The organism is Allobosea sp. GW821-FHT10B12, from assembly GCF_059415545.1.
The window spans coordinates 377,212-391,810 of the sequence record NZ_JBWKNL010000002.1 but is presented as its reverse complement, the minus strand read 5'-3'; the positions used below and the strand labels follow the sequence as shown (position 1 = coordinate 391,810).

The following is a 14,599-nucleotide window of genomic DNA, read 5'->3' as shown; positions in this document are numbered from 1 at the left end:
TCACAGTTGAAGAAAATGTCGGCCAAGCGACAGGCCGAATATGTGATGACGTGGTTCAAGACCTTCTTTGAGGACCCGGCCAACGGGCTGCCCTTCAACTCGCAAGAGGGCGGCTATCAGTGGATTTGGGGCGGCCCCTACGACGCCACTGAGCAGCTTTACAACGAATTTGACGGTGTTCTTCCAGAGGATCGCATCGAAGCCCTTGCGAAGCAGCTTCAGGACGAGGAAGGCGTCTACGACTGGTCTCCGAGCCCGCGCCATCCTGATCGGCGCGAAGCTGCTGACGAAGCGATGCTCGATCGCGACGATGGACCCGACGCCTATGCGCCCGGCGATCCGGAACGCCCGTCTCTCGAAGAGCGGCTTGCGAATATTGACCGGTCGTTGAGATCGGGCACGAAGCCAGAATTCGGATTGCCTGAAGAGCGCGCCTTCAGAGCGGATGTCCTAGATCGCATAGCCAGCCTTGAGGCCGAGCTTGCCAAGCTGAAGCCCGCCCATGGCCGCATGGGGCACAATGGCCCGCCCGGCGAGATCGAGACGCCGACCGACCTCATTCGCGAGGTGAAGGAGGCGACAACTCAGATCAAGGAAGAACTGGCCAAGCCGGAGCCCGAAGCCGGCAATGTCCTGACAGCCACAAAGGCTTTGACCGCCGTTCTCGGATGGGTGGGAAGCAAGCTCAACAACTTCGTTGATGCGGCTGTGAAGAGCGCAGGCGACGCGACCGGAAAGCTGCTCGCGCCGTTCCTTGCGGTCGGAGCGGTAGGGCTTTGGGGAAGCATCACGGGGCTGCTCTCAACCATTGCAGAGAAGGCAGCCGGCTGGCTTGAGCTAGTCACCTTCTTCCCGTTCTGACGCTCAGGAGTCTTGCTCGATAGTCTGCACCGATAGGCGCAGCCCCATGGCCTTCAGGATCGCGATGAGGTTGTTGAGCGAGGGATTTCCAGCCTCGGAGAGCGTCCGATAGAGTTGAGAGCGGTTCAGGTCAGTTTCCTTTGCGATCTCACTCATGCCCTTGGCTAGAGCCATGTGCCGCAGCATCACAAGAAGCTCGCCCTGATCGCCGTCCTCAAGGATGTCGTTCAGCGCCTCAATGGCAAGTTCAGGGTCTTTGCGATAGCGCTCCGCCATAGCGTCGTCACGGCTACGGGACTTCGGAACAGCAGCGCTCGTCTCATAGACATTCTGGCTGACGAAAGAGCCTTCCGGAGCCTTGAGGATCATCGTCGGCTCGAAATCGATTCTGGTCATGAGGCTGGCCGTGATCGATGCCGGCCGATTCTTTTTCGTCGTCGTGGCCATAGCGCTCACCTCTTCCGCCAATTGTCCCAATAGGCTTTCGCCTTCCTGATATCCGAACTCTGCGTGCTCTTGTCGCCGCCGCACAGCAGCACCACGATCGTGTCGCCGTCGCGGCCGAAATAGACCCGATAGCCCGGCCCGAAATCGATCCGCAGTTCCATGACGCCATCGCCAAGGGCCTTGTGGTCACCGAGGTTGTCGGTCGCCTCGATCCGATCAATGCGACGATCGATCACCCGTCTGGCCTTACGGTCGCGAAGACCGTCGATCCAATCTTCGAAAGGGTCTTTGCCCTCTGCCGTCAGATAGTGCTCGATCTTCAAGATAGGCCCTTGTCGTCAAAAAACAACAGACGAATTCTCGTCTAACGAATTCCTATTGTTTGTCAACGTCATAGCCGATCTGAACCCGCTTATTGCGTGTCGCGTTCGAGAGCTTATTTTACAGCAGCATTCTGTGAATTAGAAAAGCCGCCCCCGAGGCTCAGGAGCGGCTTCAACGATTGTGGCTATCACCCTAGCCGAACAGGCCGCTAAGCCTTCACGTGGTCATCTCTAGCCATCCACCGCCAGCTTGAACATCACCGCTGCATAGGCGTCCCGGAAGACGGCGCGAACACCGACTCGGCGTCGATCCGTGCGCCAGTCATGAACCGTGATCTCATACCGTCCGAAGAGCTTGTGATCGACCGTGCTCAGATGGTCGCGAGCACGATCCCAATCGAGGCGTTCCTCCGGGATGAAGACCTCGAATTCGACGGGCTCAGCCACCATGAAGCCAGTGTCGAAGCGAGCGTTCGAAGGCATATAGGCCGCACCATGGCGGCGATCGAGCAGAAGCTCTCTGACTACGGTTTCAGCCACGGTTTTCCCCACTGTTGTCCCGGATGATCCTGCTCACGGTCATGGGGCTGATCTCGAAGCCCTTGGTCTTGAGCGCGCTGACGATCTTGCGAAGTGACGATCTCGAACGATGAAGCTCGACGATCTCGCGAATGGCTGCCTGTTCGTCTTCGCGAGGCACGAGAACAGCCTCGCGGCCCGTGCCCTGCACATCGAAGCCGAACGGCCTCTTGCCGCCGATATGGCCGCCTTTGCTCTTCTTGCCCTCACGACCATCGGCCATGCGGGTGGCGATCCGCGAGCGTTCGAACTCGGCGACGAGTGCCAGCATTCCGAAGAACATGCGGGACACGCCGTTGTTGGTGACGGCGTCGGTGCCCATGTCGATCAGATAGAGATCGACGCCCATCGCCTTGAGATCGTCCGCACGCTGAAGGGCATCGCTCGCATTGCGAAATGCCCTGTCCAATTTGGCCACGATCAGGCTGTCGCCTCGCTTGAGCTTCGCCCAAAGGATCGAGCCCTCCTTCCGCTTGTCGAAGGGGATCGAGCCGGAGCACACATCCTCATAGAACTCAGGCATGTCGAGCGATGCCAGCGTGGCCAACGCATTGATGCGAGCCGTCTGGTCAGACAGTGACGAACCGTCCTGCTGACCGTCGCTGCTCACCCTTCGATATCCGTAAACTGCCATCGTTGTCCAATCCAATTCCGATAAAGCAACCATACAGATTCGCATTAGCGACTGTCTAGTCCTTTCAGCAACTGGACAAAAGATATTTTCGCAGTGATTTCAACGTGCTGGCATGGTTCTTGCCGAACCAATGTCCCCGAATGTCCCGGACATTTCCCGCGAATTCCCGCGAACATAGATGGATCGAGCAGGGCCGCGCGCTGGCTGGTTTGGGTGAGGTGCGCGAGGGGTGACGGCGCTCGCCGCGCCTGCCGCTGACGGGTCCCCTTGTGGCCCTGATCGCAGGCTGGCGCGAGCAGCCCCCGGCTTCAAAAATGGGGGCTAAAGACGCGTTTTGCGTCAAGCGCAGGGTCGATTTTTCAGCCGAACCTCCCCGGAAAATCCCCGCACCCCCTCCCCCAAAATAAAAACGCCCGCCCCAAGAAAAATTCCCCGGAAATATTTCAAAACAGGCCGAAATCGGACCTTATCTCCCCGATTTCTATCAACCTCTATAAATATTCATGCGGGCTCTAAGAACAAACATATAGCCAAGCTCGCGTATTTTAGGAGATATTCAAGATGACGACTTTTAAAACGATCCCCATGTACCCTGATCTCGAAATTTCAGACTGCGGAACCATTGTCCGCAACCGTCACACACTGATTCACATTGCCATTTCGCCCAACGGCACCGGATATCATCACTTCCGCCCCGGCCCCGGCACACCGACAGCCTACGTCCACCGTTGCGTGCTCTCTGCCCATCACCGTCTTCCCATCAGCGGCGAGATGGCCCTTCATCGTGACGACGATCGTTCCCGGAACTCGCTCGAAAACCTCTATTGGGGCACTGCCGCTGCGAATTGGGCCGATATCGTCCAGAACGGTCGCCGCCGGCCTGTCCCAAAAGGTCGCCCGCGTCGGCCCGGCATTCCGCATGTCTCGGCAGCAATCCAAGACCCGGAGACGATCCGGGAAATCCGTCGCCTCTACTGGCTCGAAGGCGTCAGTCAGAGCGAGCTTGCCCGCCGCTACTGCATTGCCCAGCCGACGATCTTCAGCATCGTGAAGTTCAAGACCTATCGCGCGATCGTCTCGGAAGATGCGGTCATGGAAGCGTTCCGGGCGAAGGTGGCGTGATGTTGAGCCCTGACTCCTCTGCCCGTGCAGCTAATTTGCTGGCCCGCATCTTCGCGCGCCAGCGAGCGGCGAAAACGGCCATATTTCAAGAGAGCCCGCGCTCGTTCGGCGTCGGCATTGTCCTCTTCGAGAACGACGTTGCACCTTGGTTGGCGTCCGAAACACTGCCGCACGAAGCGGAGCCGCACCGAGAAGCCATCGCCGGGACGACCGTTGCTTTGCACTTCGAGACGGACGCCGACGCCGCCTTGTTCAAGCTTCGGTGGATGTAGCGCTCGGCTCGCTTCCACCCACGATTGAAACCCGGTTAGATCGCCCCGTCTTCATATGCTGGCGGGGCGATTTTCGTGGCTGGGAACTGGTACGACATCAAATTCCTTGAGAGCGCGAGCAACCTTCGGGATGTCCTGACGCACGCGTTCGGGAGGAAGCCAAGCGCCACATATTCCCGTGAAATCTCCGTCGCCATTCAGCAAGGCCGCCTGTTTTTCGAGCAGGCGGAGGACTCGCCGATCGAGATCAGGCCCCTGCTCGTCTACTATGGCGTTCTGAGCTTTGCTCGTGGTGTGACGGCTGCCGCTCGCTGCGCCGGCCTGAACGATCTGCAACGGTCGCACGGGCTGAAGGAGATTGGCACGCCGACGAAGATCGCCGATCTCGGCTTGGAACTAGACGGCACCGGCACCTTCCAAGAGTTCAACGACGCGATTGCACCGCTTGCCAAATTGGAGGTCGAGCTAACGCATGGCGGCGTTTGGGCGGCGAAGAAGCCCTTCGATCTGTCTGCCGCTATGGATGACAAGATCGTCAGCCTTGAGGACGTGCTCTCGCGGATTCCCGAAATTTCGCACAAGTACCCTAAGCACTACGGCAGACCGGCGAATTGCCTATGCGTCAACACTCGACATATGCAGTACAACAGATGGATTATTCGCCTCGAAGAGCCGTTTGGGCTTACTGATCGTGAGTCCCTCCGGAGCATCGTCGGCACCCTCCGAAACGATTATCCTTTCCTGAAAGACTGGCGTCTTTCGAGTGCCAATCTCAGCGGCTCCAACACGGTCATAATCTTCGACAACCGATCGGCGGCCATAACCGATGACTTATCCACATCGGAGTTGAAGTACGAAGCCGACAGTTCCTTCGGCAGCGATGATGACCTGTACGGAGTTGGCGAGGGATATCGCGACGCGAAAGACATACTGCCTGCCCTATCGGGATCGTATGGGCTAAACCCCTATAATTTTGCGATCCAACCGCTCAACGGCGCTCTCCTCAACGAATATTCCCTCTATTTCATGGGGACGTTCCTGCTTAGCTCGCTCGTGCGATATCGCCCGCAGGTTTGGCAGCACTCGCTTTCCAAATCGGTGACGCACGAGTCTCCGGCCGATGACCGCCTTCTCTCGCTGATCGAGCACTTTATCGATGCGGCTCTGATTGAGTTCCCGCGTTTCGTCGTCAAGTTTTTGAGCACCAAGCACGCCGAGTAGCGGCGCTCCAAACGGTAGACCCGCATAAATATTGCGGTCTACCGTTTGGAGTTATTCATGCCCATTGAGGCCGCAAATTACATCTGGCAATTCGACGCGACCAATCCTCTCAACTTGGATATGGCTTCGAATGGGGCCAATCACATCCGGATGGTCAAGCGCGCCATCGTCGAGAGCTTTCCCAATATCAAGGCGATCGTCACGGCCAGCGACGTCCATCTGAACAATCCTATCCTTCGGACGACGCCGACCGCGAACACGGTTCCCTATTTCAACAGCAACACGACCGCGACGAACGCGACCCTTGGCGCGACGGGCTTCGCACTCATGGCGGCGGCGAACGCCACCGCAGCGATCAACACGCTCGATCTTGAGAACCGACCTGTGAAGGGCACAGGCGGCACGCTCACGGGCGCGCTGGAAATCAATGTCGCTAGCCCGTCACTGTGGCTTCACAACCCGAGCGTCAAAAAAGGCCGCCTCGTCGTCGATGGCAGCGGAAACCTGATCTGGCAGGATCAGGGCGGTCAGAACCACTTCTACGTCACTCCAAGCGGAGCAGTTTGGACGCAACAGCTTGGCGATCTGAACAGCCGGATCGAGGACCGCGCCAACGCGTGGTCGGCATCTCGGCGCGACGAGGCGAATAGCTATTCGCTCTCGCTCTACAACAGCGCTGTCAGCGTAGCCAACGACCGGGTCTACCGCGTGCAGATGGCTGGGTACGGCGAAGTCAACGGGCAAGGCGGAATGACCAATGTCGCACCCGGCGTCTTCACGGGTGTAGCGGGAACTGCCTACGGCGCGCACACCTTCGCCTATCGCATCCTTCAAATGCACATCCCCAGCCAAGGCGGCTGGGTCAATATTTGGGTGAGCTAAAATGAGTTTCATTGATTTTGGAAGCTGGGGGCCGGCAGAGCCGGCCGAAGTAGATGGCGTGATTTTCGCCCGCTACAGAAATGCTCGCGGCGACGATTGGTATGAGACCGTTGCCCATAGGCCTGATCGCCCGGCCGGGCTCGCGCTCTGCCTCAACAACGCCGGCAAGCCAATGTTCAGCGGCAACGACCTGAATCAGCTTCACCCGGCGAACTCGCGCGTCATCGTCCTGCCGGGCTGGACTGGCTCATTTGAAGATCGCGCTGCTCTCTTCAACAAGGTCTTTGACTTCGCGACAGGCACGTTCGTCAATTCGGCCAATAGCAAGTGATATTTCGGTGAATTGGCTTGGCTAAAATTCCAGTAAAGGATTTCGCAGCGCTCGGAACGATCTCAGACGGCTCTCCCGCTAATCTTCCTCTGACCGCCTTCTCTATGATGAACAATGTCCGTTGTCAGAACGGGACCATTGAGCGCGGCCCCGTGGCCCGCCGACTCTTCGAAGTCGAAGATAGCGCTCCGGTTCACATCCACTCATACAAGGACAGCGGTCAGGTCATCCGCCTCTTCGTCGAAAAGCGGAACGGCTCGATCTCGGAATATACCGGTCGCGGCGTCGAGACTGATCGTACTGCCACGGGCTGGACCGCGCTCGACTCCGATGCGGAGGTCACAACCACGACCCTGAACGGCGTGGTCTATTTCAACCGGTCGGATCGCACACCTTGGTACCGCTCGACGCTCGGCACGACCGACCCGTTCAAGCGGCTTGAGACCTACAACAGCTTGAACGGGAAGATTCAGTTCCCGGCTGATGTGCGCTTCAAGGCGCTGCGGAATGTCGGCGGCTTCCTGTTCGGGATCAATGTCACGAAAGGCCCCTACACCTATCCGACGATGGTGAAGTGGTCGAATGGCCACGCGTCCGGTTTGCAGGGCGTCCCGCCGCTTGATTGGGATTTCACGACCCTCGAATCCAATGCCGGCGAGAACGATCTCACGGAAATGAAGGGCGAGCTTATCGACGGTTGCCGCCTTGGCGACGACCTAGTCCTTTATGGCAGCGAAGAGAGTTGGATCGCGCGCCCGGACGGCTCAACCGACATTTTCAGCTTCAGCCGCCTTCACGGCGAAGGCGTGTTGAGCACGAATTGCGTCGTCGAGCATGCCGGTCGGCACTATGTGTTCGGGACCAATGACATCTACATGCTCGATCACACGAGCACGAAGTCGATCGCGGTCAACGCGGTTCAATCAACTGTCTTCGACAACCTTGTGAAGCTCGAAAGCAACCGCGCCTTTGCATTCCATGCAGGGGAAGCGAACTCGATCTATTTCTGTTTCGTGTCGCAGGACCCGAACTGCCATTTCCCATATGGGCAGCCCTATTCGAATGTCGGGTGCAACAAGGCCGTTGCCTTCAACTATGTCAGTCAAACTTGGACATTCCTTGATCTGCCGTATGTGAACCATATGGAAGGCGGCCCGGTCGCCTATGGCGTCACCTTCGAGGATTTGGCCTCGACGAGCTTCGAAGAGCTTGGTGGCACATTCGCTTCGCTCGCGGACGAGCGAAAGGCCACGCTGATGGCCTCGAATGCGTGGATCGACCCGCAAAGCGACCCGGTTGGCCCGGTGACGGTCGCCCCTGCCCTTCGCACCTTCGACAGCTTCAACGGCCCCTCGCCCGGTGCGATCGACTATGGCGCGACGGCTCCCGTCACGCTGATCAAGGACTCGATCGATCTCGACGACGCGGACCTAGAACTCGACGTCGAGCAGACGAAAATGATCACCGGCATCACGATTCAGGTGAAGCTAGAGGCGGATTGCGCGCCCATGGTCTTCACCGTTGGCGGAGCCTCCGATCTGTCAACGCAGACGACTTGGTCCGACGAGACGCAATCGATCGATTCCACTTCGACGACCGCAAAGCTCGATTTCCGCCACTCCGGCAGATATCTCGCGTTCAAAATGACCTATGACGACTTCAAGCCGTTCAAACTGAATGGCTTGTGGATCGAAGTCGTCCTGATCGGGAAGCGCTGATCATGACGGATAAGCCCATCCCGCCCTATAGCCCGGCCCCGCTCCCAAAGATCGAGGGCGGCGTCGAGAAATATACGGAATCCGAGCTTCGGAAGATCGAACGCGCCTTCCGGCAGTTGATCGAGGCCGATGCACGTCGCGATGCCGATATCGCCGCGATCAAGGCTCATCTTGGCCTATGATCGAACCGTTCAGCGACATCCCGGACCCGCATAGCGTCGCCGAGTGGTTCCCGAAGGAAGGCGGCGGCTTCGAGTCGCATCGCTTCCCCATTGTGAACGCTCGCGAGTGGGATGCGGAGGTCCACTTCGAAGTGCTGGACGGCTCCTATCGGATCATGCCCTTCTTCCATCTGTCGGTGACCCCCACGCTCTTCACCCACAGCACGCTGAAGACCATGCTGGCGACTTGGAAGGCCTTCCGCGCTCGGAATCCGGGCGTTCTCCATACGATTGCCGATGAGGACTCCCCTGCGCTCGATCGGCTTCGCCAACGCTTCGGCTTCATCCGGCTCGAAACCCGTGGTGAATGCACTGACGGCGGAGATCGCCGGCTCTTCGTCCTGCTCCCGAAGGCCTAAACGCTAAATATCCTCACAATATCAAGTGAGGTTATTAGCGTGGGTGGCGGCGGAAAGACACAAACAACCATTGAGAACAAGGACCCGTGGGGGCCATCTCAGCAGTATCTGAAGGACGCCTTTGCAGAGACAAAGAGCATCTACGATCAGAACAAGGAAAATTTTCAGGCGTTTGACGGCGACATCTACGCATCGATGCGCCCTGAGCAGGTTGATGCTCTTAACTCGACCCTGAAATATGCCTCCGGCGCTGGCGCTGATGCAGCCAATCTCTCGGCGAGCAGCGGCGCGGGCCTGCTCGGTCAGGGCGTCAACAACCTGACGAATTCGAGCAACGCGCTGACGAGCCTGTTCAACACGAATTCCACCGCGAAAGCGGTCCAATCCGGCGACGCCTACGCGAACAACTCGACAGTAGACGGTTTGGTCAACAGCGCGATGTCGTCCTATCGGCGCGAGGCGAATGAGAACGTCCTTCCGCAGCTTCAGCGTCAGTCCGCTCTCGCCGGCAACACCAATTCGACCCGCTCCCAGATCAAGGACGCGATTGTCGGCCGCAGCCTCGGCGAGCAGGCCGCGAACCTCGATTCCTCGATCCGAGGCCAGCTTTGGAACACCGGCGCTCAGGCTGCACAGACCGATCAGAACCGCCAACTCGCGGCGGCTCAGGCGCTCGGCTCCAATGCGAATAGCGCGATCACCTCCGGCTTCGGCGGCCTCGGTCAGGGCACCGACATGATGTCGAAGATGAATGAGGCTGCGATCAATGCCGGCACCATGCTGACGGCAAACGATCAGACCAAGCTCGATAACGCCTTGGCCAAATATCAGCTTGGTCAAACGCAGACATGGGACAACATCAACAACGCTTATAGCATTTGGGCGAACGGCGGCACGCAGGGCGGCACCACAACTTCGATTTCGAAGGTCAAGGAGCAGCCCTCTGCTCTTTCGACGGCTGGCTCAATGCTCGGATTGGCCTCCGGTCTCTTCAAGATGTGCGACGAGCGTCTGAAGGAGAACATTGTTTATCTCCACACCCTGCACAACGGCATCGAACTCTATCAGTTCAACTACATCGGTGACGATGAGGTCGTGATCGGCCCGCTCGCCCAGCAGGTCGCCAAGATCAAGCCGAACGCGGTGAAGTCCTTCAACGGAATGCTCTCGGTCAAGCCGATCGAGATTTGGGCCTAACCGATGGCGTATCCTTACGATCAAACAGGTTCGGCGCTCGACCCGAGCCTCATGGCCAGCGAGAGCGGCGGCAATTGGGGCGCACAGAACAGCGTTGTCGGCGCTGGCGGCCTGACCGGTCACTTCGGCCGGGCGCAGTTCGGTCGTGCTCGCCTGCAAGAGGCTATGGATGCGGGCGCGATCCCGCAGGGCACCACACCGCAGCAGTTCATGCAGTCGCCGGAGCTTCAGAAGGCGGCGGAGGACTGGCACTTCGGCGACATCGACAAGTTCATCGCATCCAAGGGCCTCGACAAGTTCGTCGGTCAGGAGATCGGCGGCGTGCCAGTCACGATGCAGGGCCTACGCAACGCCGCCCATCTAGGCGGCAACGCGGGGATGCGGAAATTCGTCGAGTCTGGCGGCAGCTACAATCCAGCCGACGCGAACGGAACCTCGCTGCTCGACTATCTTCGAAAGGGTGCGAGCGCGGGCGATGCTACCGGCGCGGCCCGTGCTGATATTCCGGCTCCGGGCGCGGCACAGACCGAAGGCGGCACGCCCGGAACTGGCTTCAATGTTCCCGGTCAGCAGCCTTCCCTTCTTGATCGCATCAACGGCGCTTTCGGCATCAAGCCTGAAGCCGGCTACGGGATTTCTGACTTCCTCGCACAGGCGGCCGTCTCGCTGATGGCCCGTGACAATCCCAACGGTGCGGCTGCGTTCGCGAAGGCCCTCGGTATGGGTGAGAAGAAGAAGGCCGTTCAGCCGAAGATGCTCAACTATGACAAGGAGACGGGCAGAGCCCTCTTCATGAACCCGACCACGGGCCTGCCATACGAGATGCAGGCAGGGACCGGCACCGGCAAGGAGCTATCGGAGAAGGCGCGTCAGACGATCCTAGATCGCGACAACAACATGAACGTCGTCGCCGACAATGCGGAGAAGGCGCACTTTTGGCGCAACAAGATCGTCAATGGCGAGCTTGATCTCGGCGTCATGAAGCAGATCGAAGCCGGTCTCGCGGGCAAGCTCAACCTGACGAACGAGCAGCAGCAGCTTTATACGCAGTATGGTCAGTGGGTGAAGAACGCCGCGAATTCGGCGCTTCTCCTGAATAAGGGCGTTCAGACCGACAAGGACTATGATCGGGCCCTTCAGGCGATCATGCCGGACTCCACACGCTTCGATAATGGCAACGCCCTCGCCGCTCTCGATACGATCTATGATCGCAGCCGCCGCGAATATGGCAGCCTCCGCAAGGCGCAGGACTCGACCTTCAAGGACTACGGGAAGAACGCGCCTTCGGGCGACTTCGTCCAGACCTACAACAATGTCGGCAGCCGCCTCGAAAGCCTCGACAAGGATGAGGCCTATGTCGGCAAGCGGAAGGCCTTCAACGAGTCCCGCAACAAGCCGGCCGGGCCGACCGAGACGACGCCTCGCGTTGGTCCGGCCAAGGGTCCTAGCGCAGCCGATTCTTATTGGGACGAAATTCAGAAGCGCCGTCAGGCGAACGGGGGCGGCTGATCATGGCTTCCCCTTCGAAGGCCATCGTTGACGATCTGCGTCAGCGCGGGGCATCCGACGACGAGATTCTGTCGGTCTTCAGCGGTCGCGACAAGGATTTCGCCTCGACGGTCGATAACCTGCGCTCGCGTGAGAATGGGGCGACTTCGTCGGAAATCCTCGACGTGGTCGTTCCGAGATGGAAGCCCGCAACCCAGCCGGCAGAGGCTGACGATTGGTCGGTAGGGACCATCGCCTCGAATGTTGGGAAGTCCGCCCAATATGGTGCGAGCGCCGCGATCTCTGGCGTCGGCAACACGATCGACAAGCTCTCTTCGGACAAGAATCCGGACTCATGGGCGAAGACCGTGGCCCGGATGGCGATGAAGACCGGACAGGCTATGGCCCCGGAGAACTTCACCCCGGCATCGTCGAAGCTGCGTTGGAACGAGCCTTCCACATACATCAACGCGCCGCGCGCCTTTATCGAGAGCGCTCCCGGCCTTGGCGTTGACTTGGCTGCCGGCGCGGCTGGCGGCGCTATTGCCGGGCCGATCGGCGCAGGCGTCGCATTCGGAGCGAGCAATGCCGGCCGGAACTTCGGCAACAACGTCGACGATCGCATGGCCGGTCAGGGTAAGACCGCGAAGGACGCGACTTGGACCGACTATGGTGCTGCCGGCGCTGGCACACTCGCGGAAGCCGCCCTCTCTCGCGTTGGCTTGAACCCGGCTCTGACATCCACGGTGAAGGGCCTGTCGCCCTCGCTTGGGCAGGTCGCGAAGCAGGTAGGAATGGCGGCAGCCGATGGCGCTGCCGGAGCCGTGGCGGGCAACTATGCCAATCAGGCAGGCCGCACGGCATTCACGGACAAAGGCCTGTCTCTCGACGCCGACGAGGCTCTGAACGCTGGCGTGACAGGCGGCTTGAACGGCGCAGCCATCCGGGGCGCTCGCCTCGCTGGCGAAGGCCTCGACGCGAAGAAGATGCGCAAGAATGGGCTCGGCATCGATTCCGAAGCCGACGCCAAGGCAGCATCAGAGATTCAGCGCGCGGCTGACACCACGAAGGCCGGCAATCCCGATCTCTCGACGCCCGAACTCGCGGGCGCTGCGATCAACGGCGCTCGCATCCGCCTCAATCAGGAGCTTTCAGAGACGAGCAAGGCGGCTTCGAACCACCTGAAGACCCTCGAAACCGAAGATGCCTCCCGGATCACGACCACGATCGATAAGGTGAAGCAGGGCCTGACCCTGACCAAGAACGAGCGCTCCCATTTGGAGAGCGTTCTCGGAGGCGATCAGGAAGGCGCTGCCCTCTTCAATGCGATCCGGGCGAAATCCTCGCTCAACGGCATTGAGAAGATGGGCGGCAGCGGGCTGGCGGATAATCCGCTCGTCAAGAAGATCGACGAGCGGTCCGGCCTCACCTCGATCCTTGGCGTCGTGTCCGGCAATCCAATCGCGGCGGCGGCGTCGGCGGTTCGCCCGGCAGCGGCCCTCTATGACCGTGCTCGCGGCCTGAACAACATCGTCGGGAACACGGCCAATCGCCTTGCGACGGGAGAAGCCCCGAAGGTCGATCCCGCCCTTCCCTCACAGCGTCAGGTTGATGCTGATGCCGCTGTTCAGCGTCAGGCTGCCGTCGATCAGGCGAAGGTCTTGCAGAAGGCGCAGCGAGCTTCAGGTCGCGGCAGCAGCCCAGTCCGCCCGGCAGAGATCGCGGACTTTGTCGCTCGTGCTCGCCTTTTGGAAGAGGCTCAGGCCAAGGTCGAAGCCCTTCGTCAGCGTCAGGATGGGAACGCCCCTGCCCCGGTTGCTCCGGAGGCTCCGGCCGCTTCCGCTGGCCCACCCCCGAAGGTGCCCGGCGAGAACTTCTTCCCGGAGTCGAAGCTGACTGATCGCGGCACACTGAAGCCTTCGAATGAGCCCGTCGCTTCTCCGGCCGCGCGCATTCTTCAGGAAGAGCGCGCTCGGATGAAGGCGGAGCAGTTCGGAGACACCTTTACCCATGACGGGCTGACCTATCCCATCCCGCCAGATGTCCGGGACAAGCCGATCTATGTCAGCGCTGCGCGCCACCTTCAAAACCGGATCAACCGGGCGATCGAGAGCGTCATCGGCAATCGTGATGGCATCGATCCGGAAACCGACGCCGCGCTGTCGGCAGCCCGCACCTCACTGAAGACATCGCGAACCGCACAGGACGCGATGCTCGTCGTCGCGGACATGAAGGACAAAGCCAGCCCAGCCGATCGGGCGAAGCTCGATAAGGCCTTCGACAAGAGCTTCTTCGCCCAATGGGACAAGGTTCTCTCGGAAGATAGTCGGTACGGCGACATCGATCAGGCTGCCTTCGCTCGCGCTGCCACGAAGGCCAAAAAGGCGGCCGATGGGAAGTGAGTTGCAAGACGGTCCCGGCCCGTTCGTGCCGACCGCCTTCATCCTCCAAGACCCGCCCTGCAAGCGTTACGGGAGGCGGGTCGTGAAGGGCCTGCGGCCGGGCATGACCGCGATGGCGGGTCGGCGGCCGGTCTATCACGATGTCCCCGGCTTCAAGCCTCAGGGGAACCCCGGCTTCAGCAAGTATATTTCGCGAACGGAAGGCGCGCGCCTGCTCAAAGTGGCTCAACGCAAAGCTCTTCGCGACATGGATAAGATAAGACAGTCAAAGGAATATCGAGAGCTAATGAAGAATGTGAAGTCAAACTCGCACATGAACGGTGAGGCGATCATCGAAGAAGCCACGATCAAGCTTCGCGAGATTATGAACGGCCCGCATGGAGCCAACGATCAGATCAAGGCGGCTACGGCTCTTATTGGCCTCTACAAGCCGAAGCAGGCGAGCGGTCGTTCCAAGAAGGAAGCGATCGAGAGCGCCGAAGACTGGCTCGACAGCTTGGACAACCCAGCAGCAGAGGATGGCGACGAAGGCGATATCTGAG

Annotated in this window: 17 protein-coding genes; 13 read left to right on the top strand and 4 right to left on the bottom strand. The window is 59.7% G+C overall.

The features are described 5' to 3' along the window. Positions 1-6 precede the first annotated feature (6 nt). Positions 7-861 (top strand): hypothetical protein, encoded by an 855-nt coding sequence (locus AC07O0_RS07105; protein ID WP_494621372.1) that lies wholly within the window; start codon positions 7-9, stop codon positions 859-861. A 3-nt stretch (positions 862-864) separates the two neighbouring features. Here the strand turns inward: AC07O0_RS07105 and AC07O0_RS07100 are convergent, their stop codons facing one another. From AC07O0_RS07100 to AC07O0_RS07085, 4 genes are all read right to left on the bottom strand, one after another. Beyond that, positions 865-1,308, bottom strand: a complete 444-nt coding sequence (locus AC07O0_RS07100) for an addiction module antidote protein (RefSeq protein WP_494621370.1) — start codon at positions 1,306-1,308, stop codon at positions 865-867. 5 nt (positions 1,309-1,313) lie between these two features. Then, positions 1,314-1,631 carry a type II toxin-antitoxin system RelE/ParE family toxin gene (locus AC07O0_RS07095; RefSeq protein ID WP_494621368.1) on the bottom strand — a complete coding sequence of 106 codons (318 nt, stop codon included), beginning with the start codon at positions 1,629-1,631 and terminating at the stop codon, positions 1,314-1,316. 231 nt (positions 1,632-1,862) lie between these two features. Beyond that, positions 1,863-2,171, bottom strand: coding sequence for a hypothetical protein (locus tag AC07O0_RS07090; RefSeq protein WP_494621366.1), 309 nt, complete (start codon positions 2,169-2,171; stop codon positions 1,863-1,865). After that, complete coding sequence (locus AC07O0_RS07085; RefSeq protein WP_494621364.1) at positions 2,164-2,844, bottom strand: recombinase family protein; 681 nt, start codon at positions 2,842-2,844, stop codon at positions 2,164-2,166. The genes AC07O0_RS07090 and AC07O0_RS07085 overlap by 8 nt, the downstream gene beginning before the upstream one ends. Before the next feature lie 561 nt (positions 2,845-3,405). Between AC07O0_RS07085 and AC07O0_RS07080 the strand changes: the two genes are divergently transcribed. The 12 genes from AC07O0_RS07080 to AC07O0_RS07025 all read left to right on the top strand — a co-directional run bounded on the left by AC07O0_RS07080 (position 3,406) and on the right by AC07O0_RS07025 (position 14,598). After that, positions 3,406-3,966 (top strand): HNH endonuclease family protein, encoded by a 561-nt coding sequence (locus AC07O0_RS07080; RefSeq protein ID WP_494621362.1) that lies wholly within the window; start codon positions 3,406-3,408, stop codon positions 3,964-3,966. Continuing rightward, positions 3,966-4,238 (top strand): hypothetical protein, encoded by a 273-nt coding sequence (locus AC07O0_RS07075; RefSeq protein ID WP_494621360.1) that lies wholly within the window; start codon positions 3,966-3,968, stop codon positions 4,236-4,238. The genes AC07O0_RS07080 and AC07O0_RS07075 overlap by 1 nt, the downstream gene beginning before the upstream one ends. A 75-nt stretch (positions 4,239-4,313) precedes the next feature. After that, positions 4,314-5,459 (top strand): YaaC family protein, encoded by a 1,146-nt coding sequence (locus AC07O0_RS07070; RefSeq protein ID WP_494621358.1) that lies wholly within the window; start codon positions 4,314-4,316, stop codon positions 5,457-5,459. A gap of 57 nt (positions 5,460-5,516) precedes the next feature. Next, the gene (locus AC07O0_RS07065; RefSeq protein WP_494621356.1) at positions 5,517-6,341 is read left to right on the top strand and encodes a hypothetical protein; all 825 of its coding nucleotides are present in this window, start codon (positions 5,517-5,519) and stop codon (positions 6,339-6,341) included. Between the two features lies 1 nt (position 6,342). Next, positions 6,343-6,672, top strand: a complete 330-nt coding sequence (locus AC07O0_RS07060; protein WP_494621354.1) for a hypothetical protein — start codon at positions 6,343-6,345, stop codon at positions 6,670-6,672. A 17-nt stretch (positions 6,673-6,689) separates the two neighbouring features. Further along, positions 6,690-8,390, top strand: a complete 1,701-nt coding sequence (locus tag AC07O0_RS07055; RefSeq protein ID WP_494621352.1) for a hypothetical protein — start codon at positions 6,690-6,692, stop codon at positions 8,388-8,390. Between the two features lie 2 nt (positions 8,391-8,392). After that, entirely contained in the window at positions 8,393-8,572 is a 180-nt protein-coding gene (locus AC07O0_RS07050; protein WP_494621350.1) for a hypothetical protein, read from the top strand. Next, complete coding sequence (locus AC07O0_RS07045) at positions 8,569-8,970, top strand: hypothetical protein (protein WP_494621348.1); 402 nt, start codon at positions 8,569-8,571, stop codon at positions 8,968-8,970. The genes AC07O0_RS07050 and AC07O0_RS07045 overlap by 4 nt, the downstream gene beginning before the upstream one ends. Positions 8,971-9,009: 39 nt before the next feature. Next, entirely contained in the window at positions 9,010-10,167 is a 1,158-nt protein-coding gene (locus AC07O0_RS07040; RefSeq protein ID WP_494621346.1) for a tail fiber domain-containing protein, read from the top strand. 3 nt (positions 10,168-10,170) lie between these two features. Beyond that, complete coding sequence (locus AC07O0_RS07035) at positions 10,171-11,676, top strand: hypothetical protein (protein WP_494621344.1); 1,506 nt, start codon at positions 10,171-10,173, stop codon at positions 11,674-11,676. 2 nt (positions 11,677-11,678) lie between these two features. Beyond that, a complete protein-coding gene (locus tag AC07O0_RS07030) occupies positions 11,679-14,057 on the top strand; it encodes a hypothetical protein (protein ID WP_494621342.1) in 2,379 nt (792 codons plus the stop codon). Between the two features lie 82 nt (positions 14,058-14,139). Beyond that, entirely contained in the window at positions 14,140-14,598 is a 459-nt protein-coding gene (locus tag AC07O0_RS07025; protein ID WP_494621340.1) for a hypothetical protein, read from the top strand. Position 14,599 lies beyond the last annotated feature (1 nt).